General features: G+C 67.5%; 21 protein-coding genes. 10 read left to right on the forward strand and 11 right to left on the reverse strand.

Annotation, left to right across the window (positions count from 1 at the left end):
- Positions 1-7 precede the first annotated feature (7 nt).
- The 6 genes from ACQ1W9_RS13075 to ACQ1W9_RS13100 all read left to right on the forward strand — a co-directional run bounded on the left by ACQ1W9_RS13075 (position 8) and on the right by ACQ1W9_RS13100 (position 5,183).
- Entirely contained in the window at positions 8-2,044 is a 2,037-nt protein-coding gene (locus tag ACQ1W9_RS13075; protein ID WP_431023764.1) for a hypothetical protein, read from the forward strand.
- A gap of 72 nt (positions 2,045-2,116) precedes the next feature.
- Positions 2,117-2,881, forward strand: a complete 765-nt coding sequence (locus tag ACQ1W9_RS13080) for a TlyA family RNA methyltransferase (RefSeq protein ID WP_431026448.1) — start codon at positions 2,117-2,119, stop codon at positions 2,879-2,881.
- A gap of 103 nt (positions 2,882-2,984) precedes the next feature.
- Positions 2,985-4,016, forward strand: a complete 1,032-nt coding sequence (locus ACQ1W9_RS13085) for a phospholipase A (RefSeq protein WP_431023765.1) — start codon at positions 2,985-2,987, stop codon at positions 4,014-4,016.
- Positions 4,017-4,083: 67 nt separating this feature from the next.
- Positions 4,084-4,416: a DUF883 family protein gene (locus tag ACQ1W9_RS13090; protein WP_431023766.1), complete on the forward strand. Its 333-nt coding sequence runs from the start codon at positions 4,084-4,086 to the stop codon at positions 4,414-4,416.
- The gene (locus tag ACQ1W9_RS13095) at positions 4,416-4,820 is read left to right on the forward strand and encodes a phage holin family protein (protein ID WP_431023767.1); all 405 of its coding nucleotides are present in this window, start codon (positions 4,416-4,418) and stop codon (positions 4,818-4,820) included. The genes ACQ1W9_RS13090 and ACQ1W9_RS13095 overlap by 1 nt, the downstream gene beginning before the upstream one ends.
- An 81-nt stretch (positions 4,821-4,901) precedes the next feature.
- The gene (locus ACQ1W9_RS13100; protein ID WP_431023768.1) at positions 4,902-5,183 is read left to right on the forward strand and encodes a YqjK family protein; all 282 of its coding nucleotides are present in this window, start codon (positions 4,902-4,904) and stop codon (positions 5,181-5,183) included.
- 6 nt (positions 5,184-5,189) lie between these two features.
- On the opposite strand, the gene ACQ1W9_RS13105 is transcribed toward ACQ1W9_RS13100, so the two are convergent.
- Positions 5,190-5,423: a GDCCVxC domain-containing (seleno)protein gene (locus ACQ1W9_RS13105; RefSeq protein WP_431023769.1), complete on the reverse strand. Its 234-nt coding sequence runs from the start codon at positions 5,421-5,423 to the stop codon at positions 5,190-5,192.
- Between the two features lie 262 nt (positions 5,424-5,685).
- Complete coding sequence (locus ACQ1W9_RS13110) at positions 5,686-6,867, reverse strand: NAD(P)/FAD-dependent oxidoreductase (protein ID WP_431023770.1); 1,182 nt, start codon at positions 6,865-6,867, stop codon at positions 5,686-5,688.
- A gap of 205 nt (positions 6,868-7,072) precedes the next feature.
- Between ACQ1W9_RS13110 and ACQ1W9_RS13115 the strand changes: the two genes are divergently transcribed.
- Both ACQ1W9_RS13115 and ACQ1W9_RS13120 read left to right on the forward strand, forming a co-directional pair.
- Positions 7,073-8,176 (forward strand): efflux RND transporter periplasmic adaptor subunit, encoded by a 1,104-nt coding sequence (locus tag ACQ1W9_RS13115; RefSeq protein ID WP_431023771.1) that lies wholly within the window; start codon positions 7,073-7,075, stop codon positions 8,174-8,176.
- On the forward strand, positions 8,176-11,289 hold the full coding sequence (locus ACQ1W9_RS13120; protein WP_431023772.1) for an efflux RND transporter permease subunit: 3,114 nt from the start codon (positions 8,176-8,178) through the stop codon (positions 11,287-11,289). Before ACQ1W9_RS13115 ends, ACQ1W9_RS13120 begins: the two co-directional genes overlap by 1 nt.
- A 259-nt stretch (positions 11,290-11,548) precedes the next feature.
- Here ACQ1W9_RS13120 and ACQ1W9_RS13125 read toward each other — a convergent pair whose 3' ends face one another.
- Entirely contained in the window at positions 11,549-11,980 is a 432-nt protein-coding gene (locus ACQ1W9_RS13125; protein ID WP_431023773.1) for a DUF3617 domain-containing protein, read from the reverse strand.
- Positions 11,981-12,060: 80 nt separating this feature from the next.
- On the reverse strand, positions 12,061-12,987 hold the full coding sequence (locus ACQ1W9_RS13130; protein WP_431023774.1) for a LysR family transcriptional regulator: 927 nt from the start codon (positions 12,985-12,987) through the stop codon (positions 12,061-12,063).
- A gap of 161 nt (positions 12,988-13,148) precedes the next feature.
- On the opposite strand from ACQ1W9_RS13130, the gene ACQ1W9_RS13135 reads away from it, so the two are divergent.
- Positions 13,149-14,492: an aspartate aminotransferase family protein gene (locus tag ACQ1W9_RS13135; protein WP_431023775.1), complete on the forward strand. Its 1,344-nt coding sequence runs from the start codon at positions 13,149-13,151 to the stop codon at positions 14,490-14,492.
- Between the two features lie 36 nt (positions 14,493-14,528).
- Positions 14,529-16,028, forward strand: a complete 1,500-nt coding sequence (locus tag ACQ1W9_RS13140) for a CoA-acylating methylmalonate-semialdehyde dehydrogenase (protein WP_431023776.1) — start codon at positions 14,529-14,531, stop codon at positions 16,026-16,028.
- A 132-nt stretch (positions 16,029-16,160) separates the two neighbouring features.
- Here the strand turns inward: ACQ1W9_RS13140 and ACQ1W9_RS13145 are convergent, their stop codons facing one another.
- From ACQ1W9_RS13145 to ACQ1W9_RS13175, 7 genes are read right to left on the reverse strand one after another with little or no spacing between them, the layout of a single operon-like run.
- Entirely contained in the window at positions 16,161-18,104 is a 1,944-nt protein-coding gene (locus ACQ1W9_RS13145; protein WP_431023777.1) for a V-type ATP synthase subunit A, read from the reverse strand.
- A complete protein-coding gene (locus ACQ1W9_RS13150) occupies positions 18,101-18,784 on the reverse strand; it encodes a hypothetical protein (protein ID WP_431023778.1) in 684 nt (227 codons plus the stop codon). Before ACQ1W9_RS13150 ends, ACQ1W9_RS13145 begins: the two co-directional genes overlap by 4 nt.
- A gap of 20 nt (positions 18,785-18,804) precedes the next feature.
- On the reverse strand, positions 18,805-19,479 hold the full coding sequence (locus ACQ1W9_RS13155) for an ATPase (protein WP_431023779.1): 675 nt from the start codon (positions 19,477-19,479) through the stop codon (positions 18,805-18,807).
- A 14-nt stretch (positions 19,480-19,493) separates the two neighbouring features.
- Positions 19,494-19,940 (reverse strand): ATP synthase subunit C, encoded by a 447-nt coding sequence (locus tag ACQ1W9_RS13160; RefSeq protein ID WP_431023780.1) that lies wholly within the window; start codon positions 19,938-19,940, stop codon positions 19,494-19,496.
- Positions 19,928-21,730 (reverse strand): V-type ATP synthase subunit I, encoded by a 1,803-nt coding sequence (locus ACQ1W9_RS13165; RefSeq protein ID WP_431023781.1) that lies wholly within the window; start codon positions 21,728-21,730, stop codon positions 19,928-19,930. Before ACQ1W9_RS13165 ends, ACQ1W9_RS13160 begins: the two co-directional genes overlap by 13 nt.
- Positions 21,727-22,332 carry a V-type ATP synthase subunit D gene (locus ACQ1W9_RS13170; RefSeq protein ID WP_431023782.1) on the reverse strand — a complete coding sequence of 202 codons (606 nt, stop codon included), beginning with the start codon at positions 22,330-22,332 and terminating at the stop codon, positions 21,727-21,729. Before ACQ1W9_RS13170 ends, ACQ1W9_RS13165 begins: the two co-directional genes overlap by 4 nt.
- The gene (locus tag ACQ1W9_RS13175; protein WP_431023783.1) at positions 22,298-23,701 is read right to left on the reverse strand and encodes a V-type ATP synthase subunit B; all 1,404 of its coding nucleotides are present in this window, start codon (positions 23,699-23,701) and stop codon (positions 22,298-22,300) included. The genes ACQ1W9_RS13170 and ACQ1W9_RS13175 overlap by 35 nt, the downstream gene beginning before the upstream one ends.
- Between the last annotated feature and the right edge of the window lie 46 nt (positions 23,702-23,747).

A 23,747-nucleotide genomic window follows, 5' to 3' on the forward strand; every position in this document is an offset into this window, starting at 1 on the left:
AAACGGCGTGCCTCCTGATACCCCGTCCCCACAAGGTGACGCCAGCAGGCTCGAGAGCCTGCTGGTGAAGCTGGATAGTGCCATCGAGCTGCTGGCCGGGGCGCGCCCCTTCGCCAAGCCGGCCAAGCTGCCCCGAGTGCTGGACAGCGCACGCCGCGTCCTGCTCCAGCCAGGCGGGGCGGCGGCCCTGCAGGCCCGCGCCCAGCGCCTGGAGGAGGCCGGCATCTTCACCGGCAGCGATTGGGCAGACCCCCAGATCCTGATTCCCTCCCTGACCGCGGCCACCCTCGAGAGCCCCCAGGCCGAGACCCTGGTCGTCGAGGCGCTGAGCGAGCTACGTCTGCTGGCCGTGGCCCTGGGTGAGTATCACCACCCCCAGGTCTCCGCCGAGCAGGCTCACCACTTCCTGGTGCAGGTGCTGGCCATCAACCTGGGGCGTCTGTTCACACCGCCCAGCGAGGCGCAGCGGGAGACCCAGGGACGGCTTTGCGAGGTGCCGCAGCGACTGCTTCAGCACCTGGCGGAGCATATCGGCTACGACGAGGTCATCGATCCGCTGATCGACGAGATCTGGCGCATCCTGCAACAGCGTCCGATCCAGGTGGAGGCGGTCAAGCGCATGATCACCCAGATCGCCATCTGCCGGGCCGACCCGGCCATCGAGCTGGGTGCCAGCGGCCAGGGCGCCGACCGCCTGATCAGCAGCCTCTATGGGCCCACCCAGGGGTGCCGCGAGGACCCCGGGCTGGAGGCCTATACCCAGCGCCTGGCCAGCATGGATGATGGCTCCCTGCAGTATGAGGCCTCCGGCTTCGCCCGGGCCATGCATGACACTGGCCTGGTCTCGCCCTACCACCCCCTGCTGCTGCGTCATCTCTTGCAACGCGGCGACTACCTGGTGGCCGAAGCCCTGGGGCTCTCGGCCACCGGCCGCGACTGCCTGCTCTGTTACCGCCAACTGGTGCATGCCCTGATCGACGAGGCGGTGCATCCGGCCACCGCCCAGGCCACCTATGGCCTGGCGCTGATGCTGGAGCGCGGCATTCTCTACCAGCCGCCTGTGGCACCCGCCCTGTGGCGCCAACTGGGCCTGACCCTGAGCCCCGACAATGCCCGGTGCCTGGGGCAGGTCTTCGGCGAATCCCCCTCGCCACGGGCCCGACTGCTGGAGGGGGTCCTCTGCATGCTGGGTCAGCCCCTGGGCGTGGGCCAGGGCAATAACCCCACCTGCCAGTCGGCTCGCGCCCTCTCCATGTGGGCCTACAATGATCCGGACTACCTGCTGCAGATGGTGGCCTGGGCGGCCCGGGACGACGAGGTCGTGATGCACTTCGAGGGCCATCCGATCTCCTCCCGGGAGAGCCAGGCCGGCCTGGCCGGCGCCCCGCCGCTGGATCTCGACCCGGTCTCGCTACTCGTGGTGCCGCACCTGGACCGCATCTATGTGGAGATGGGACGCCGCTGCCTGGGTCGCGAAGGCGACCCCCACCGCTGGGTCAACCCGGAGTTCCATGGCTGGTGGGCCGGGCGCGGCTTCCGCATCAATGTGGACGTGGCCAACGGGCAACTGCTGGAACCCGAGGCCTTCCTGCGCCACTTTTATGCCGCCTACCACCCCTACTACAACGGCAATCAACCGCTGATTCATCCCCAGCCCGCCGGCATCGCCGTGACCGACAGCGCCGCCCGCTTCATCGGCTGGCATGCCATCACCATCCTGCGGGTCACCCTCGACCCCGAGGAGGTGATGCGGGTCTACTTCTTCAATCCCAACAATGACAGCGGACAGGACTGGGGCGACGACGTCCGGGTCAGCACCGCCGGCCATGGCGAGCGCTTCGGCGAGGGCTCCCTGCCGGTGGAGCAATTTGCTTCGAGGCTCTATATCTTCCATTTCGATCCCCAGGAGCAGGGCGATGTGGATGGCGTGCCCCAGGCCAGCCTGGACAGCGCCCTCGGCTACCTGATGCGCAGCTGGGGGGCCGACCGCCTGCCCGCCAGCGAGCTCCAGGCCCAGCCGGCCCCCAAGGCGCCGGATGCCTGAGCCATCGCCTCGCAACCCGGGGCAGCGCTATACTGCGCTCCCGACCGACCTCACCACGATGCCCCCATGCCGATGCAACGCCTCGACCAACTGCTCGTCACCCAAGGCCTGGTCCGCTCCCGGGCCCGCGCCCAGCGCCTGATCCGCCATGGCCGCGTCACCCTCGGCGGCTCCGGCCGGGTGCTCACCAAGCCCAGCGAGAAGCTGCCCCTGGAGTGCCGCCTCCAGGTGGCGGAGGACCCCGAGGAGCGCTATGTATCACGGGCCGGCCTCAAGCTGGAGGCCCTGCTCGGGGCCCTGGAGCTCGACCTGAGCGGCCGCCTGGTCCTGGACGTGGGCCAATCCACCGGCGGCTTCAGCGACTGCGCCCTGCGCCACGGCGCCCGCCATGTGATCGGCGTGGAAGTGGGGCATGGTCAGCTCGATCCCAGCCTGCGCGGTGACAGCCGCCTCACCTGCCTGGAGGGGCTCAACGCCAGGAGCATGGACGAGGCCTCCGAACTGGCGGCGGCCCTGGCGGCCCAGGGCGCCAGCGGCCCCGAGCTGGCGGTGATGGATGTTTCCTTTATTTCCCAGACCCTGATCCTGCCGGCCCTGGCACGCCTGCTGCCCCCGGGGGGCGAGCTGCTGAGCCTGGTGAAGCCGCAGTTCGAAGTGGGGCCGGGGCGGGTCAACGCCCGCGGAATCGTCGAGGATCCCGCCCTGCACCGTCAGGTGGAGGAACGCCTACGGGCATGCTGCGCCGAGTTGGGCTTCGAGGTGCATCATTGGGGGGATAGCCCCATCCTCGGCGGCGATGGCAACCGGGAGTTTCTGCTCTACGCCCGTCGATGCTGAACCAGGCACACGAGCCAAGCCCACTTAGCAAGTATCGCCAGGCGTTGACTTGACCGGGAAGCATGGTAGAACCCCCTCATGCCCTCCGCTATGGATAGCCATCATGACTGCACCTTCTCGCTTGGCCCCATTGTGGCTCTGCGGTTTGTTAGGCCTGGCCAGCATTGCCACGGCCGATGCCTCATCGCCTGCCGAACGCCAGGCCATCGAGGCGCGTATCCAGGCACTCGAGAGCGAGCTCGACATCCTGCGCCGACAACTCGTCGAAGAGGAGCCCCGCGAAGCGCCATCGCGCCCCTCCCTGCGCGAGGAGCCAGACGAGGCGGTCCTGGCGGAGATTCGCCAGCGCCGTGCCTTCGAGCGGGAGTCGACCCGCAATCCCCTGGCGATCACCGCCTACCGCCGTAACTACCTGCTGCCGGTCAGTTTCAACAACCGTCCCAATGGCGAGGCCTTTAGCGCCATTACCGATGCCAATGGCCCCAGTGATACGGAGATGAAATTCCAGTTCAGCGTCAAGGTGAACCTGCTGGAAGACCTGTTCGGCGACAACGGCGACCTCTTCTTCGCCTTTACCCAGCGCAGCTGGTGGCAGGCCTATAACACCGAGGCCTCCTCGCCGTTCCGAGAGACCAACTACGAGCCCGAACTCTTCCTCAGCTTCGACAATGCCTGGACCCTGCTGGGGTGGACCAACACCCGTAACCGCCTGGGCTTCAGCCACCAATCCAACGGCCGCTCCAACCCCGTGTCGCGCAGTTGGAACCGACTCTATGCCGACCTCCTCTTTCAGCACGGCAACTGGGCGGTCAGCGTCACCCCTCATTGGCGCATCCCGGAATCGGACGGCGACGATGACAACCCGGATATCGAGCGCTTCATGGGCTATGGCGATATCGGCATTGCACGCCGCTTCCATGGTGACCACGAGGCCAGCCTGGTGGTACGCGGCCACCCCAGCACCGGCAACCTGGGTAGCCAGGTCGACTATTCCTGGCCGCTGTTCGGCAATATCCGCGGCCATGTTCAGTATTACTACGGTTATGGCGAGAGCATGATCGACTACGATCACGAGGTACATCGACTGAGCCTTGGCTTCAGCCTCAACCCCTTGTTCAGCAGCCACCCCGAATAGCCGCCGATTGCACCGCCATCGGCGGCTGCTATGCTGAGCCTGTCATTCACCGTCAGAGGAAGACCCGATGGCCAGTCGCACCCCCCGAACCGATGCCGGCACCGAACAACTCAAGGCCGATCTCGAGCACCTGACCCAGACCCTGGAGGAGCTGGTGGGCGCCACCGCCGACGACTCCCGCAGCAATATCAAGCAACTGCGCGAGAAGGCCGAGCAGCGCCTGCAGGAGACCCGCCACCGTCTCGAAGCCCGGGGCGAGCACCTCTATGAGGAAGCCCGCGACAGCGTCCGCGAACAGGTGGATGCCTGCGACCGCTATGTCCACAGCAACCCCTGGACCAGCGTCGGTATCGGCGCCGCCGTGGGGGTGGTCATCGGTATGCTGATCGGGCGGCGCTGATGGCCGACAGCCAGGGACCGGCCAGTCGCCTCTTCGCGGCCGCCAAGCAACTCCTCAAGAGCCTGGTGGGCGTGGGCGAGACTCGCCTGCGCCTGCTGGTGGTGGAACTCGAGGAGGAACGCGCTCGCCTCGTGACCCTGCTGCTGTTGGCGGGGCTCAGCCTGATCCTGCTGCTGTTGGGCCTGGTAGTCCTGGTGCTGCTGGTGGTGGTGCTGTTCTGGGACAGCCATCGCCTGCTGGCACTGAGCGCCTGTGTCCTGGCCCTGCTTGGCGCCGGCCTGGGCTGCGGCCTCTGGGTCCGCCACCTGGCGCGCCGCCCCAGCCTGCTGAAGAGTACCCTGCGCCACCTGGCTACCGACCGGGAATTGCTGGAGAAAGGGAGCGAGCGCCATGACCCGCGGTGAGCGAGCGGCCCGCAAGGCGGCACTGGAGACCCGTATCGAACAGCAGCGCATCGACCTGCTGCGTAGGGAGGGCCGAGCGCCATGAAGCGCGATGAACGAGCGGCCCGCAAGGCGGCCCTGGAGGCCCGTATCGAACAGCAGCGCATCGATCTGTTGGTGGCCGCGGAACGTTGGCGTAGTGCCGGCCAGGGAGTCGATACCCGCTGGCGGGAGTTGATGCGCTGGAGGGCCGCCCTCTATGGCGTCGGCGGCCTGCTGGTGTGGCGCGGCGCCAAGCGGCCTCGCTCGCTGCTGCGTATCGTCAGACGGGTCGCCGCCGGGGCCCTGCTGCTGCGTCGCGCCCAGCGCCTGCTGAAAAAGTAAGGGAAATCACCCCCCAGGCTCCCGGCCACCGCAGCCGCCGGCGGCGCTCTGGGCCGGCGGACAGGCCACGCTGCCATAGGAGCAGAATACGCAGCAGTCCCCCGGCAAGGGGTGCAGCAGGCGCCCACAGCCGCGACACTCGTAGAACCACAGGCAGGCATCGCAGGGCATGGTCTCCACCTCCTGGTGGCCACACTCCGGACAGCACAACGTCGACTGCAACAGTACCCCCAAGCCCATGATCCCCTCCCCGACGACTTACCCTGAGTCTAAGCAAGATTGGCGCTTATGGCCCACCGCTTTCTCAACGCCGAAGGAAAGGGGGCCTTAGGCTTTGTCTGAAAAGTCGGCGAGCGAAGGTCAGACAAGGCAAAAATCGGCGAAAAGACGGACCGGGCTCGCGTACGAGTTTACGGGGTGTAAATGAGTACTTTGATCGGACTCGCGCACGAGCCGATTTTTAACGCCGTATGGCCGAGCGCAGCCAGTTTTCGGACATAGCCTAGAGGGCATTGCCGCAGGCCACCCCACTAGCCCAGGCCCACTGGAAGTTGTAGCCCCCCAGCTCGCCGGTCACATCGAGCACCTCGCCGATAAAGCGCAACTGGGGCAGCCCCTCCACGGCAAAGGTCTTGGAGGAGATGGCCCGGGTATCGACGCCGCCCAGGGTCACCTCGGCGGTTCGCCAGCCCTCGGTGCCGGCGGGCTTGATGCGCCACTCATTGAGATGCCGGGCCCAGGCTTCGAGCTCCGCATTGCTGCGCTCGGCCAGGATACCGTCGCCGCCGTGCCAGTCGATCAATGCCTGGGCCAGGCGCTTGGGCAGCCGTTCGGCGAGCCAGGTGCCGAGCTGGCGCCTGGGGCTCTCGCGGCGTGCCGCCACCAGGGCGGCGAAGGCATCGACACCGGGCAGCAACGCGATGGCCAGGTCATCGCCGGGCTGCCAGTAGCTGGAGATCTGCAGCATGGCGGGGCCGGAGAGCCCCCGGTGGGTAAACAGCAGGGGTTCCCGGTAGTGCCCCTCCCGACAGCTTACCGCCACCTCGCAGGCGACCCCGGCCAGGGCCTCGGCACGCGCCTTCCACTGGGAGGTGAGGGTAAAGGGCACCAGGGCCGGCCGGGTCTCGGTCACCGTCAGGCCAAACTGGCGAGCCAGGTCATAACCGAAGCCACTCGCCCCCAGGGTGGGAATCGACAGGCCCCCGCTGGCCACCACCAGGGCGCCGGTATCGATCACCCCATCGGAGGTCCGCAGGCGCATCCCCTCGCCGTGGCGCTCCACGCCCTCGATGGCGGTCTTGAGGCGAATATCCACCCCGGCCCAGTCGCATTCGGTGAGCAGAATCGCCAGCAGCTCCTTGGCGGAGTGGGCGCAGAACAGCTGCCCCGGTGCCTTCTCCACATACTCCAGGCCATGGCGCTCCACCAGCTCGACGAAATGCTCCGGCCGATAGCGTTTGAGCGCCGAGATGCAGAAGTGGGGGTTGGCGGAGAAGAAGTTGGCCGGGCTGGTGGCCAGGTTGGTGAAGTTGCAGCGCCCACCGCCAGACATCAGGATCTTCTTGCCGGCCTTGTTGGCGTGATCGAGGACCAACACCCGCCGCCCGGCATAGCCGGCGGTCAGGGCGCACATCAGGCCGGCGGCACCGGCGCCGATGATCACCACATCGGGGGGGGACGGCATGGAGGGCTCCTGGATTCGGGCTGGGCCGCGGATTCTACCCGGGGCCGGGGAACTTTCCCACCCCGTACAACATCTGTACAAGGCAGTGGCGTGCTTGCCGTTTTTTGTCATACTCTCGGCCCGGCGACTCCATTAGCCTGATAAAAGTTCTCTCGACTCCCGGCGCGGGATGCGCCGGTTCTCTCATCGACCGCGACCGCTACCCATGACACCGACCTCAGCCCTCTTATCGACCCGCCCTTGGCCCCTGCTGCTGCTATTGACCCTGCTGCTGCCCGGCCTGGTCCAGGCCCAGCAGCCCACCGCGGTGATCGCCGCCCGTGCCACCCTGTCGTCCTGGTCCGACCCCCTGGAGTCGCTGGGCACCCTGCGTGCCGACGAGAGCGTGACCCTCTCGGCCACGGTGACCGATATCGTCCGCGAGCTGAACTTCCGCGACGGCGACACCGTCGAGGCCGGCCGGCTGCTGGTGCGCCTGGCCGACGACGAGGCCCAGGCCGACCTGCGCGCCGCCCAGGCCCTGCGCGACGAGCGCCGCAACGCGGTGAACCGCCTCGCCCAGCTGCAGAGCCGCAACCTGGCGCCGCGCGCCGACGTGGAGGACGCCCGGGCACAGCTGCGCCAGGTGGAGGCGGAGATCCAGGCCCTGGAGGCCCGGCTCGCCGACTACCGCATCCAGGCCCCCTTCGATGGCCGGGTGGGCTTTCGCAACGTCAGCCTGGGCACCCTGGTGACGCCGGGCACCGAGCTGGTCACCCTCGACAAGCTGGACGTCATGAAGCTCGACTTCACCCTGCCCGAGGTGGTGCTCGGCCAGCTCGCCGAGGGCCTGGCGCTGACCGCCACCAGCCCCGCCTTCCCGAACGCCGTCTTCGCGGGCGAGATCGCCAGCATCGGCAGCCGGGTCGATCCGGTCAGCCGCAGCGTCACGGTGCGTGCCGAACTCGACAACCCCGAGTTGCGGCTGCGCCCCGGCATGCTGATGAACGTGGTGGTGCAGCGCGCCCCGCGCAACGCCCTGGTGATCCCCGAGTCGGCGCTGATTCCCCAGGGACAGCGCCAGTACGTGCTGGTGCTGGACGAGGACGACGACTACCGGGTGGCGCGCCGCGAGATCGGCATCGGCGCCCGCCGCGCGGGGGAGGTGGAGGTGCTCGAGGGCCTGGCGGAGCACGACCTGGTGGTGGCCCACGGCACCGAGCGGGTGCGCGACGGCCAGACCACCCGATTGCTGGGTATCCTCGACGACGACACCAGCATCCCCGAACTGCTGCGCCGCGGCCGTGACCAGGCGGAGGCGAACGGCTGATGCGCCTCTCCGATGTCTCCGTCCAGCGGCCCGTACTGGCCACGGTGCTGGCCGCGCTGATCGTCGCCTTCGGCCTGCTGGCCCTCGAGCGCCTGCCGCTGCAGGAGTACCCCTCCATCGACCCGCCGGTGGTCGGCATCGACACCCGCTACCCGGGGGCCTCCGCCAGCGTGGTGGAGACCCGTATCACCCAAGTGCTGGAGGACCGCATCTCCGGGGTCTCGGGCATCGAGGTGATCTCCTCCTCCAGCGAGGACGGCCGCTCCAGCATCAACGTCGAGTTCGGCCTCGACAAGGACATCGACGCCGCCGCCAACGACATCCGCGACCGCATCTCCGGCGCGCTGGACAACCTGCCCGAGGAGGCCGAGCCGCCCGAGGTGCAGAAGGCCGACTCCGGCTCCGACGTGGTGCTGTGGCTGTCGCTGTCCGGCGCGGACTACGACATGTCCGAGCTCACCGACTACGCCAACCGCTACCTGGTGGACCGCTTCTCGGTGCTGCCCGGGGTCTCCCAAGTGCGCGTCGGCGGCGGCCGCGACTACGCCATGCGGGTGTGGCTCGATACCGACGCCCTGGCGGCCCGCGACCTTACCGCCGGCGACGTGGAGGACGCCCTGCGGGCCGAGAACGTGGAACTGCCGGGCGGCGCCATCGAGTCCCGCGAGCGCCAGTTCATCGTGCGCCTGCCGCGCAGCTTCGCCACCCCTGACGACTTCCGCCGCCTGGTGCTCGACGAGGGCGACGACGGCTACCTGGTGCGCCTGGGCGACGTGGCCCGGGTGGAGATCGGCGCGGTGGAGGAACGCACCATCTTCCGCGGCAACACCACCCCCATGGTCGGCCTGGGCATGATGAAGCAGTCCACCGCCAACGTGCTGGAGATCTCCGAGGGCGTGCAGGCAGAAATGCAACGCCTGCAGGACACCCTCCCCGAGGGCATGGAGCTGCGCCTCAACTTCGACGCCTCGGTGTTCGTCGACGGTGCCATCTCCCAGGTGGTACAGACCCTGTTTATCGCCATGGGCCTGGTGGTGGTGGCGATCTTCGTGTTCCTCGGCAACCTGCGTACCACCCTGATCCCCGCGGTGACCGTGCCCATCGCCCTGATCGGCACCTTCGCCGCCCTGGCGGCGATGGGCTTCTCCATCAACCTGCTGACCCTGCTGGCCCTGGTGCTGGCCATCGGCCTGATCGTCGACGACGCCATCGTGGTGCTGGAGAACATCCACCGCCGCATGCACGACCACGGCGAGACGCCGCTGGTGGCGGCCTTCCGCGGTACCCGCCAGATCGCCTTCGCGGTGATCGCCACCACCCTGGTGCTGATCGCGGTGTTCGTGCCGCTGAGCCTGTTGCAGGGCGACATCGGCCGGCTATTCTCGGAATTCGCCCTGACGCTGGCCGCCGCCGTGGCCATCTCCAGCCTGCTGGCGCTGACCCTGACGCCGATGATGGCCTCCAAGATCCTCAAGGCGGAGATGCAGGAGGGCCGCCTGGCGCGGGCCGTGCAGTGGGCCCTGGAGCACTGCCGCTGCGTCTACCGGCACCTGCTGGAGGGCGCCCTGCGTCGGCGCTTCCTGGTACTGGCGCTGCTCGCCGGGGTGATCGGCGGCATGCTGTGGCTCAACGCCGCCCTGCCCAAGGAGTACACCCCCCAGGAAGACCGCGGCAACTTCTTCGTGCTGGTCAATGGCCCCCCCGGCGCCACCTACGACTATATGCTCGACTACATGGACGAAATCGAGGCACGGCTGATGCCCATGGTGGAAGCCGGCGAGGTGGAGCGCGTGGTGGTACGCGCGCCTCGCGGCTGGGGCAATATCGAGAACTTCAATGGCGGCTTCGTGATCGTCAACCTGGCCGACTGGGGCGAGCGGCGCGACGCCTGGGCGATCATGGACGAGGTGCGCCAGAAGGTCGCCGACCTGCCCGGCATCCGTGCCTTCCCGGTGATGCGCCAGGGCTTCGGCTCCAGCGCCGAGAAACCCGTGCAGTTCGTGCTGGGCGGCGGCACCTATGAGCAGCTCGCCGAGTGGCGCGACACCCTGATCGCGCATATCCGCGAAGACAATCCCCGGCTGACGGGGCTGGAGAGCGACTACGAGGAGAACCAGCCGCAGCTGCGCGTGGATATCGACTACACCCGCGCCGCCGCCCTCGGCGTCACCGTCACCGAGATCGGCCGCACCCTGGAGACCCTGCTCGGCGGGCGTACCGTGACCCGCTACGTGGACGACGGCGAGGAGTACGACGTCATCCTCGAGGGCGAGCCCGGTGCCCGGCCCAGCCCCGCCAGCCTGGAGAGCCTGCGGGTGCGCTCACAGCGCAGCGGCGAACTGATCCCGCTGGCCAGCCTGGTGAGCCTCAGCGACTTCGCCGGCCCCAGCACCCTCAACCGCTTCAACCGCGTGCGCGCCATTACCCTCCAGGCCGACCTGGCCGATAATTACCCGCTGGGCGAGGCCCTGGAATACCTGGAGTCGGCGGTGGACGAGGTGCTGCCAGCGGAGGCCCAGACCGACGTCAAGGGCGCCTCCCGCGACTACCAGGAGGCCAGCGGCGCCACCGCCTTCCTGCTGGGGATGGGCGTCCTGGTGGTGTTCCTGGTGCTGGCCGCCCAGTTCGAGAGCTTCGTGCACCCCTTGGTGATCATGCTCAGCGTACCCCTGGCGATCTGCGGCGCCCTGCTGGGGCTCTACCTCACGGGGCAGTCGCTGAATATCTACAGCCAGGTGGGCCTGGTGATGCTGGTGGGGCTGGCCGCCAAGAACGGCATCCTGATCGTCGAGTTCGCCAACCAGCTGCGCGACCAGGGCTGGGCCTTCCACGAGGCCCTGGTGGAGGCCTCGGTCACCCGATTGCGGCCCATCGTGATGACCGCCGTGACCACCATGGCCGGCGCCGTGCCGCTGATCGTCTCCGGCGGTGCCGGCGCCGAGACCCGGTTGGTGATCGGCACCGTGATCCTCTGCGGGCTAGCCGCCGCCACCCTGTTCACGCTGTTCGTGGTGCCGGTGGCCTACGACCTGCTGGCGCGCCGCACCGGCTCCCCCGGCGACATCAAGCGGCGCCTGGAGGCGGAGATGGGGGCCGGGGCCGAGGCGAGGTAACCGCAAAAAAAGTTCAACGCTTTCAGGCGTGAACACCATTGTGGGAGCGCAGATTCTGCGCGATATCGCCCGAAGGGCGATCCTGGCCGGCACCAAGGGCGACTGCGTCGCCGAAGCGTCGGACCGCCGGAATCCGGACTCCCACAACCCCAGTGGGCCAACCAGGCCTTCACGCTGATCTGCGATGAGCCAAAAAAAGCACGGGGCCGGATCCAAGATCCGGCCCCGTGGCATTTTCCCCGAGTGGATGGCGAGGCGTTCAGCAGTCGCCCAGACGCTCGGCCTGAATCTCGGTATTCATGACCATCTCGCCCATGGGCGTGGTCATCTCCACCCGCATGGTGCCCTCGGCGCGATCCTGCAGATAGCTCATGCTGCCGACGATGTCGGCCTCGCCGCCCTCCCCGGTACAGCGCATGCGGTAGTCCATGCCGGAGGCGCTGACATCCTGCTCCAGCAGCTCGCAGCCCTCCTCCTCCTCGATCAGGGTCATGGGCGCCTCATCGATCTCATCCTGGGTCAGGCACTCCTGATGGGTTTCGTTCTGATCGGGGATCGGCATATCGCCTTCCACGGTGGTGGTGCTGGTGAACTCCCACTGACCGGGCAGCAGGTCGGGGGCCTCGGCCTGGGCCTGGGCGGCCAGGGGCAGGGCCAGGGCGGCGGAAAGGAGCAGAACGCGCGGCAGCATGGGAGGACTCCAGATTTAATGAATGTACATCGCAGCTTACGTCATGGCCGCGGGGATGGGAAATGGCCTGTCCCGGGCAATTATTGTGATTCCTTTACCAAGCGCTCGAGCTCCTCGAGGTAGCTTTCCACCACCAGGTTGGGCGGGGCCCCCTTGCGGGTAATGGCACTGTAGTGCGTGAGGTAGTACCAGGTCTCGGGACTCAGGGCGCGCATGCGGCCCTCGCGCACCCAGCGCTCGGCGTAATGGGTCGGCAGGTAGCCGATATAGCGTCCGGAGAGGATCAAAAAGGCGATGCCCTCCCGATCGGTGGCCGTGGCGGCGGCCTTGAGCGGCTCATGGCACGCCTTGATCTCCGGGGTCTGGGCATAGGCGGGCACCACCGCATCGCAGTGCGCCAGCTGTGCTTCCGTCACGGACTCCCCCTCGAACAGCGGATGCCCCATCGCACAGTAGAGCCGCGAGGTCTCCTCGTAGAGGGAGAGATAGTTCAGCCCGGGCAGGGTCTTGAGCGCCGGAATCACCCCGGTGTGCAGGCGCCCATCGAGTACCCCCAGCTCGATCTCGCTGGGGGGAATCATGCGAATATTGATCCGCACCTCGGGCCCCCGCGCCTTGAGGGCACTCAGGGCGTGGGTGATATGCATCTCGGGCATGGTCACCAGGTTATCGGTGATGCCGATATTGAGCTCCCCCTTGAGCCAGGCATGCAGGCCATTGACCCGGGTACGAAAGCCCTCCACCGCCGCCAGCAACTGCAGCACGGCCTCATACACCTCGGCGCCCTCATCGGTGAGAGAGAAGCCGCTGCGCCCGCGCTGACAGAGCCGCAGGCCGAGCCGCGTCTCCAGGTCATTCATGGCCATGCTGATGGCGGCACGGCTGATATTGAGCTCCACCTCGGCGGCGGAGAAACCGCCACACTCCACCACCTGGCGGTAGATCCGCAGCAGGCGCAGGTCGGCATCACTCAACTGGCCCGTCAGGGCCGCCTTGCGGCGTGACATAAGCCCTCCCCCATCGATGGGGCGGCATCGCCCCGGCCGCCCCACAAAGTTAACCAGATACTTTTATAAGATTAAAAAAACCTGGATTTAACTTATCACTGACCGGGACTAGGCTGCGACTCATAACACCACCAATGGCGACGTCAACCGAGGGTGCGGCCATGTCAGAGCGTGATTCCCCCCAGACCGCGGGTCTGAGCCCCGAACAGCTGGATGCCTACTGGATGCCCTATACCGGCAACCGCCAGTTCAAGCGCGACCCGCGAATCATCGTCGGCGCCCAGGGCAACTACCTCACCGATGCCCAGGGCCGCCGGGTCTTCGATGGCCTCTCCGGGCTATGGACCTGCGGCGCCGGCCACGGCCGCCCGGAGATCATCGAAGCGGTGTCCCGCCAGCTCGCCGAGCTGGACTACGCGCCGGCCTTCCAGTTCGGCCACCCCAAGGCCTTCGAGCTGGCCCACCGCCTGCGTGAGCTGACCCCCGAAGGTCTCGATCACGCCTTCTTCACCGGCTCCGGCTCGGAGAGCGCCGACACCGCCCTGAAGATCGCCCGCGCCTACTGGCGCAAGAAGGGCCGGCCCACCAAGACCAAGCTGATCGGTCGCGCCAAGGGCTATCACGGCGTCAACTTCGGTGGCATCAGCCTGGGCGGCATCGGCGCCAACCGCGCCCTCTTTGGCCAGGGCATCGATGCCGACCACCTGCCTCACACCCTGCTGGCGGAGAACGCCTTTACCCGCGGCCTGCCCGAGCGCGGCGCCGACAAGGCCGAGGAGCTGCTCGAGCTGATCGCCCTGCACGACGCCTCCAATATCGCCGCGGTGATCGTCGAGCCCCTGGCCGGCTCCGCCGGGGTGATTCCGCCCCCCAAGGGCTACCTCAAGCGGCTGCGCGAGATCTGCGACCAGCACGACATCCTGCTGATCTTCGACGAGGTGATCACCGGCTTCGGGCGCATGGGCGCCATGACCGGCGCCGAGGAGTTCGGCGTGGTGCCCGACATCATGAACGTCGCCAAGCAGTTGACCAACGGCGCGGTGCCCATGGGCGCGGTCATCGTCCAGGGCGAGATCTACCGGACCTTTATGGAGCAGGGCGGCCCCGACTATATGCTCGAGCTGCCCCACGGCTACACCTATTCGGGCCACCCGGTGGCCTGTGCCGCGGCGCTGGCCACCCTGGACGTGCTCGAGAACGACCGCCTGATCGAGCGGGTGCGGGAAATGAGCCCGCGCTTCGAGAACGCCCTGCACTCCCTCAAGGGCAGCCGCTATATCAGCGATATCCGCAACTATGGCCTGGCCGGCGCCCTGCAGATCGAGCCCTACCCCGGTGAGCCGGCCCGCCGTCCCTTCGAGATCGCCATGAAGTGCTGGGAGAAGGGGGTCTATGTGCGCTACGGCGGCGACACCATCCAGCTCGGCCTGCCCTTCACCGTCGAGGGCGAGGAGATCGATCGCCTGATCAATGTGCTGGGCGACGCCCTCGGCGAACTGGACTGAACACGACCGACCCACCTTTTAGCTAGAGGTACTGCAATGACCACTCTCGGCCATCTGATCAACGGCGTTCGCGTCGACGACGCCACCCGCACCCAGGCCGTCTACAACCCCTCCACCGGCGAGGTGGCCAGCCAGGTCAGCCAGGTCAGCCTGGCCAGCCAAGCCACCGTCGAGGACGCCATCGAAGCCGCCCAGGCCGCCTTCCCGGCCTGGCGCAACACCCCGCCCGCCAAGCGCGCCCGGGTCATGTACCGCTTCAAGCAGTTGCTGGAGGAGCACGCCGAGGAGATCTGCCGGCTGATCGGCCTCGAGCACGGCAAGATCACCCATGACGCCAAGGGCGAACTGCAGCGCGGCATCGAGAACGTGGAGTACGCCTGCGGCGTGCCGGAGCTGCTCAAGGGCGAGCACAGCAAGAACGTCGGCCCCAATATCGACTCCTGGAGCGAGTTCCAGCCGCTGGGCGTGGTGGCCGGCATCACCCCGTTCAACTTCCCCGCCATGGTGCCGCTGTGGATGTACCCCATGGCCATCGCCACCGGCAACACCTTCGTGCTCAAGCCCTCCGAGCGCGACCCCACCTCGACTCTCTATATCGCCGAACTGGCGCTGGAGGCGGGGCTTCCCGCCGGGGTGCTGAACGTGGTCAATGGCGACAAGGAGGCCGTCGACACCCTGCTCGATGACCCGCGGGTGCAGGCCGTCAGCTTCGTCGGCTCCACGCCGATCGCCGACTACATCTACTCCCGCGCCAGCGCCAACGGCAAGCGCTGCCAGGCCCTCGGCGGCGCCAAGAATCACGCCATCGTCATGCCCGACGCCGATATGGACAACGTGGTCGATTCCCTGACCGGCGCCGCCTTCGGCTCCTCCGGCGAGCGCTGCATGGCCCTCTCCGTGGCCGTGGCGGTGGGTGACGCCGCCGCCGACACCCTGGTCACCAAGATGCGCGAGCGCCTGGCGACCCTCAAGGTGGGCCCCTACTCCGACGAGAGCAACGACTTCGGCCCGGTGATCACGAAGGCCCACCAGGAGAAGGTCTGCGGCTATATCGACAGCGCCGAGGCCCAGGGCGCCGAGATCGTGGTGGATGGCCGCGGCGTCCAGGTGCCGGGCTTCGAGAACGGCTTCTACGTGGGCGGCACCCTGATCGACCGGGTGACCCCGGAGATGACCTGCTACCTGGAGGAGATCTTCGGCCCGGTGCTCCTGGTGGTGCGGGTCGACACCATGCAGGAGGCGATGCGCCTGATCGACGATCACGAGTACGGCAACGGCACCTGCATCTACACCCGCGACGGCGAAGCGGCCCGCTACTTCAGCGATAACATCCAGGTCGGCATGGTCGGCATCAATGTGCCGCTGCCGGTGCCGGTGGCCTACCACAGCTTCGGCGGCTGGAAGCGTTCGCTGTTCGGCGACCTGGCCGCCTACGGCCCGGACGCGGTGCGCTTCTACACCAAGCGCAAGACCATCACCCAGCGCTGGCCGTCGGCCGGGGTACGCGAAGGCGCGCAGTTCTCCTTCCCCTCCTGAGACCCCGGACGCTCGGGGCATTGAAAAGGCCGGACCGGGGCGACCCGATCCGGCCTTTTCTATCCACCGTGACAAAGGGGGAGCCCCTCCGCCACAGCTCCCGCGGCGTGGGGAGCCGGCCCTGGTAGCGCTTCAATGCTCCTCGTTCGAGCGACCCGATGAGCTCGAGCCGATTCCCCGCATCGGGTGTGGGTCAGCGGCGGTGGACGCTTGTTTGTCATCCCGCGGCGGCGCCGCGACCTCGGCGACCAGCCTATCGATGGCCTGCCGATACTGGCGATATGCATCGCTGTCCGCGGCGGCATAGTTGAAGTTGCGAAACAGGTCGGTCAGGCGCGTAAAGGTATCGCGAATGTGCCCCTTGTCCGTGAACTCCATGGGCGTCGTGACGATCTGGATCAGCAGCTCCAGCATCACCTTCTGGCGCGACATGGGCGTCGACACGTCCACGGGATCGAAGGCATCCTGCTGCAGATAGACCATGTCCACCAACTGGGCCTGCTGCTGGACCAGGTAGTCGTCGTCGCTGATCCCCTCCTCGCCGGTCACCTGCATCATGCGTTGGATCTCGTCGCCGTCATGCAGCAGCCGTTTGAGCCGCTCGACCTGGGAACGCCACTGCTCCCCCAGGTGTTGGCGGAACCAGGGATCCAACTGATCGAGATAGCGTGACCAGGAGATCAGGGGGTCCACGGCGGGGTAGAAGCGCCGGTAGGCGCGATCATAGCTCAACCCGAGGAAGGTCTTGACGGTGTTGAGGGTACCCTGAGTCACCGGCTCCTCGAAGTTCCCCCCAGCCGGGGACACCGTGCCGATCAGGGTCAAGCTGCCGTTCTCGCCCTGCGACGTGGTCAGGGCCCCGGCGCGCTCGTACAGGTTGCGGATGGAGGACTCCAGGTAGGCCGGAAAGGCCTCCTCGCCGGGAATCTCCTCGAGGCGCCCCGAGGTCTCGCGCATCGCCTGGGCCCAGCGCGACGTGGAGTCGGCGATCAGCAGGACGTCGTAGCCCATCTGGCGGTAATACTCGCCCAGGGTGATGCCGGTATGCAGCGAGGCCTCCCGGGCGGCCACCGGCATCGAGGAGGTGTTGCAAACGATGACGGTGCGATCCATCAGGGTGCCGCCGGTATGGGGATCCTGCAGGCGGGGGAACTCGGTGATGGTCTCGACCACTTCCCCCGCCCGCTCGCCGCAGGCCACCACGATCACGATGTCCACGTCCGAGTAGCGCGAAATCAGGTTCTGCAGTACCGTCTTGCCGGCCCCGAAGGGCCCCGGAATACATGCCGTGCCTCCCTTGGCGATGGGGAAGAAGGTGTCGATCAGGCGCAGGGAGGTGGTCATGGGCGTCTCCGGATAACGCCGTTCGGCCCGCCCCGAACGCACCAGCGCCTGACCGAGCGGCACGCGTACCGGCCAGCGCTGGCTCATGGTGACCGTCCGCTCATGCCCGCGTGCATCGCGCAGCCGGGCGATGACCGTATCGATGGTAAAGGTGCCGGCCTGAATCCAGTCGACGCGAAAGGTGCCGCGCCAATCGAACGGCACGAAGATACGGTGCTCGAAGCGTCCCTCCTGCACGCAGCCCAACACATCACCGGCCGCCACGCTGTCGCCACTACGTACCCGGGCCTCGAAGGCCCACGTCTTCTGGGTATCCAGCGCCCGCAGCTCCACGCCGCGCTGGAGGAAGCGCCCGGTCAAGGCCTCGAGCCGAGCCAGCGGATTCTGCAGACCGTCATAGACCTGCCCCAGCAGGCCCGGGCCCAGCTCGACGGCCAACTGCTCGCCGCTCTGGATGACCGGGTCCCCGATGCCGACGCCGTGGGTGTCCTCGTAGACCTGGGCGTCGGCCTGCTCGCCTCGGACCCTCAACACCTCGGCCTTGAGCAGCGGGGGCTCCTGTCCCGCGTCGGCTGGCGGGCAGATATACACGACCTCGTTCTTGATCAGCCGCCCCCGGGCATCCTCGTCGAGCCGGATGGTGATGACATCGTCGTTGACGGCCACGACGTGGGCGCTTGGGGCGGGATGCCTCGCCGCCACCGCGGTGGAGGACAGCGTCGTCTCGCTCATGGGTTCGGCTCCGGCTGGCTATCCAGATGGGGAGTGGCCGCCAGCAGCTGCATGAAGCGGCGCTGCGCCAGGCGTGGATTCCGCTGGCAGCCGCGCTCGATCAGCCACCAACGGAACAGGTAGAGCAGGACCTCCTCCAGGCCATAGCGGTACGTGGCCCGCTGGCGCTGGAAGTAGCGCCAGCCCAGCTCGAGCAGCGCGTCCTCCAATCGCTGGCCCTCGGCCTCGGCCACCCGGTCGACCAGGGTTTCCATGTAGGGAAAGCGTTTCTCGAGGCGAAAGGTGGGGTGCCCCCAGTGGCGCTGCAGCTGATGGCCGAGGCGCGGCGCCTCGCCCAGCATGCCGGGGGTCGCCGCGCCACGGCTACGCAGCCGCAACGCGGCGGTGAGGACATTGAGCGCCAGCCACCAGGCCAGCCAGCGCTTCACGCAGGAAGACTCGAGCGCCTCCAGCAGGCGTCGGCCTTCGCCAAGCAGCCAAGCGTCGCTCTCCGCGCCCAGCCGGTCGGGCACCATCAGGGCCTCCAGCCGCCTCACCAGCGCCGCATCCTCGGCACCGAGCATCTCCAAGCGCTTCTCCAGTTGGATGCGCGAGATCGGCGGCCGCTCGTATTGCTCGGGCGCGGCCAGGTGGGGCAACGAACTCAACAGGGTGATATAGCGGTAAGCCTCGAAGGTCATGGCATCTTTCTCCGCACGGCTCAGGCCACGACGCCTTCCAGCAGCGCCCGGAAGCGCGGCTGCAGGTGGCGCAACAGCAGGTCGGTGATGGCCCGGTCGGTCAGGTCGACATGGATACGCCCCTCGTCGAGCACGAAGCGCACGCCGGCATCGAGGCTCTCCTCTCCCCTCAGGGTGATGCCCCGCTCCAGCAGCCGACGCGCCACCTGGGCCAGCAGTTCGGCAAGCGGCCCTTCCCGCAGGGCCTGGGGATTCTCGCGCAGCTCATCCAGGCCCATGATCCGCTCCGGCAGCAACGCCTCGCCGGCGAGGTCGTCGGGTAACGGGGAGTGCCCGGCCGCGGCCAGCATTAGCCGTGCCAGGATCTCCGGCGAGGAGAGCGCCTCACCGACCAGGGTCTGCAGCTCCCCGGCGAACTGCCGACTGAAGGTGTCCTTGGCGGTCAGGCACAGGTCGCGAAAGGCCAGCCTGAGCGCCTGCTGGCCCGCCTCGCGCAGCGTCTCGGCCTCGGCCTCGGCTTCCCGGCGAAGCTGCTCCGCCTCTTCCCGGGCCTGGCGCAGCATCCAGTCGGCCCGGGCCTGGGCCTCTTCGATCAGCCGCGTCGCCTCCTGGCGGCCCGCCTCGACGCCCTGTTCCCGGAGGGTATCGAGCAGCGTCTGGATACCGTGACTGTTGGACTCCGTGGGCACACCCATGGCGCTTTCCTCCTCTAGGCCGGCAGCGAGGCACTCAGGACCAGTGCGAAGACGAAGGCGAAGACGGCAAACCCTTCGACGATGGCAGCCGGCGCCAGCGACATCCCGAAGATCTCGGGCTTGTTCTTGGCCGCATCGATGGCGCTGACCAGGGCGCGTCCCTGGTAGATACCGTTCAGCATCATCGCCACCCCCGACAGGATGCCGATGGCGGCCAGGCCCGCACCGTTATCGAGCGTCACCTCGCGGTTGAGCGAGAACATGATCACGATGCCGAGAATCGCCTGGGTCGACGGCATGGCGGCCATGCCGATGTACTTGCCGTAGCCGCTTTCCACGTCGAGCAGGGCCCCGGCGGCGGCCTGGCCGGCCAGGGTGCAGCCCACCGAACTGCCGATCGCCCCCAGCGCCACCGGCGCGTAGATTCCCACCCAGCCCAGTACCAGTATCACTTGATCCACGTAGTCTCCTCCCTGTTGGCCAATGCCTTGAACGCCCGCCCTTCGCCCTTGACGCCCCAGCGCAGGAACTCGATCAGGTTGAGGCGCAAGCCGTGGATGACCCCGCCCATCAGGGCAAGGACGAAATTCAGGCCGTGACCGAGCAGCAGGATCAGCAGGAACAGCAGGGTTCCACCGCCATCCACGCCGTCGCGGACATTCACGGCCAGTTGATTGAAGGTGACGGCCAGCGAGGCACTCGACAGCCCGAGGGCGAACAGCCGCATGTAGCTCAGGGCATGACCAAACGCCTGGGACAGCTCGGCCAGCGAGGACAGGCCACCACCGAGGCGCTGCAGCACATGGCGCCAGCCATCCAGGGGGACGCTGCTGGAAAAGGCCAGCACCAGAAGGCCGCCGACGAGGATGATGTACCCCCATGGCGAGTCGCCGAGCACGAAAGCCTCGTCGAGGGAGGCACGCCACAGCAGGAAGCCGCCGCCGATGATCAGCACCCAGCCCAGGTTGCCCAGCGCCAGGCGGCGAGGCCGCGCGACCCATCCCGCGATAACGTTGGCCAGGATCAGATGCATGACGCCAATAGCGATGGAGAGCGTCATCATCGCATCGAAGTCATCCATATCGAACCAGTGGAGCCGGGCTAGCCAGGTGCCGGGAGGCGGCGTGAGGCCGAAGTAGCTGCCCACCAGCACACCGTAGACCAGGGCGGCGCCGCTCATCACCAAGCCCATCGTGCTCAGGCGCCGTCCCAGGCGGGACTGCTGCCAGCGGAACCGCCAGGCCAGGCAGATCAGTGCGCACAGCAGCCCGTAGCCCGCATCGGCGAGGATAACGGCGAAGAACAACGAAAAGGAGTAGAACACCATCAGCGACGGGTCCCAGCTGCGGTACCCCGGCAACTGGAAGAAGCCAACCGCCTCCTCGCCCCCGGCCGCCCACTCGGGATTGTCGAGCAGGATCGGTGGCTCTTCCTCGGCCAGCGGCGGCCGGTGATGCAGGGCCACGTCGTGGTGCTCGCAGAGCCGGGCGATGGCGGCCAGCTCGCGGGCCGGTACCCACGCCTCGAGCACGAACAGAGTATCGAGGTCGCTACACCCCTGGGCCGCGTGCCGCAGGGTCGCCTCGTTGCTGACGCGGGCCACCTGACTGGCCAGGAAGAAGATCCAGTGAGTCAGCAGATAACGCTCGGCCTCGAGCCGTTCGAGCTCGACGTGTGCCGCGTCCTCCTGCGCACGGACTTCGCTTAGCGACAGCCCCCCGGTATGCGAGCGCTCGAAGGGCACCGCCTCGAGGGGCGGCTCCTCCGCCGCGATGACCACCAGGTAAAGGGAGCGGTGGTCGCGATTGACGATCTGCCACGGCAAGGTGATGGCCTCCACCGCCTGGCGCTGACCAAGCGGCACCGAATAGAACCACAGCCGCTGCCCGGCCAGGGCCTCCAGTGGCGGAAAGTGAAAGTTTCCCCAGGGCCTCAGCTCCCGGCGATGGCGCCTGAGCAGCGTGAGGCGATCCTGCAACGCCTCTCGCCGCAGGCGATTGTCGCGGATTTCGGCCAGCAGCGCCCCGAGTTCGGGAGCAGGCTCGGAGTGCTGCGGGCGTCGGCGCAGCGGGCAGGCCATCAGGTAATCCAGGGCCGCGAGCAGCTCGGCATACTCGCGGTGCTCGTCGCCGGCCACGCGCCCTTGATCCTCGACGTGGGCCACGCCCAGGGCCTGCAGGCGCCTCAGGATCTCCGACTTGTGCGCCAGCAGGCCCACCAATGTCATCCTGCGCATGGCGACGATGCTCACGACCTTGCTCCTTCGGCGTGTTTACGTTTGGCCAGCTTGCCGCGCACCACCGCGGCGCGCTCCTGGTCGGCGAGATGCAGGTCGATGCGCTGAATCTGCCGATTGACCGTGGGGATGATCACTTTGGAGAACAGGTTGACCCGCTGAGTGATGGTCCGGGCGGCCTCGTCGAGGAGGCGCAGGCGGCGTTCGAGGAGACGCCTCTCGACGTCCAGCCTGAGCATCGCCTCGAGCTGCTCGACCAGCGCATCCATCCAGTGGGGGCGGATCAGGAGCCCATACTCCTGGCGCTCGGTGACCACCTCATCCAGGCGAGGCAGCATCACGCCGACCAGGTTCTCCTGCGTCACCTTCACCGCCACGACCCGTACCGGCGCCCCCAGGGGGACCCCTTCGTCCGCCAGCATCGGCAAGGTGGTGCCGATCGACTCCTCGCGCTCCTGCATCTCCTGTCGCAGGGCGGCCAGCCGCTCGCCGGCCAGCTTGCGCTGGGCCAGCAGCATGCGCTGTTTCATTTCGAGCGCGGGCAGGAAGCGCTGGTACATGGTGCGCCGGCGCTTCAGCAAGCTAAGCGAGCTTTTGTTGAGGGCGGGTGTCTGCATGATCGGGCCAGTAGGTATCCTTGAGCGACTGCTTGATGACGACCTCGTCCGGGCTGAAGCACTCCGCCAGCAGCGCCCAGCAGGCGTCCAGCGCCTCCTCCAGAGGCTGACGCACCTCGAGCTGCATGAACCGGGAGCGGAAGGCGGTGGCAAATGCCAATAGCTTGTGGTCGAAGGGCGATAGCTCGAAGGCCATGGCCTGCTTCTGCTCGGCCTCCACCCCCTCGGCGTAGTAGCGGATCATGGTGTTCATGATCTGGCTGTGATCCTCACGGGTCTGCTTGCCGATTACGTGCTGCTTGAGGCGCGACAGGGAGCCGAAGGGGTCGAGCATCCCATCGTGAAGGTAGAACTGACCTTCGGTGATATAGCCCGTGTTGTCGGGGACCGGGTGGGTGAGGTCATTGCCCGGCATGGTCGTGACGCTGAGGATGGTCACCGAGCCGGCGCCCCGGAAATCGCAGGCCTTCTCGTAGCGCCGCGCGAGCTGGGAGTAGAGATCGCCCATGTAGCCGCGGTTGGAGGGAATGTGCTCCATGGCGATGCCGATCTCCTTGAGCGCGTCGGCAAACGCCGTCATATCGGACATCAGCACCAGGACACGGCGCCCCTCCTCCACCGCCATCCGCTCGGCGACGGCCAGCGCCAGGTCGGGAATCATGGTGCGCTCGACCACCGGGTCGGAGGCGAGGTTGACGAACATCACGGTCCGCGACAGGACCCCGGCATCCTCGAACGCACGGCGAAAGGTATGGAAGTCGTCATAGATCAGGCCGAGGCCGGCGAAGACCACCGCATCGGCGTCCGCCTGAATGCCGATACGGGCGAGCAGCGCGTTGTAGGGCTCCCCCGCCACCGAGAAGATCGGAATCTTCTGGCTCTCCACCAGGCAGTTGAAGACGTCGATCATCGGGATGTCGGTGCGGATCATGTTCGCGGCCAGCGTGCGCGACATGGGGTTCACCGTAGCCCCGCCGATCGGCACCCGCGGGTCGTCCTGCAGCGAGGGGCCGAGGTCGATGGGACGCCCCGTGCCATCGAAGATCCGTCCGAAGATATTGTCGGAGTATATGGCCCGCATCATCTCGCCGAGGAAGCGTACCTGGGCACGGTTGGAGAGCCCCTGGGTGCCGGCGAAGACTTGCAGCGAGACGCTATCCCCGTCGAGGCGCACGACCTGGGCCAGGGAAAAGCTCGCGCCCTCCTGCTCGATCATGGCCAGTTCGCGATTGCGGGGCCTGATCCCCAGGCGGCGTGCGGCCTTGACGTCGACATCGATGATGTCGCCGATGATGGCGGTAATGCCCTGGAATGCCGCCGCGGGAGGCGTGGCGGGCCGATCGGCGGGCGCTGGAGTGAGACTTGGCATGGGCGTGGGCTCCGTCCGGTGCTCGAGGGCCTGACCGCCCGCGGCA

This window comes from Halomonas sp. H5 (assembly GCF_050613175.1).
Lineage (GTDB): Bacteria > Pseudomonadota > Gammaproteobacteria > Pseudomonadales > Halomonadaceae > Bisbaumannia > Bisbaumannia salifodinae.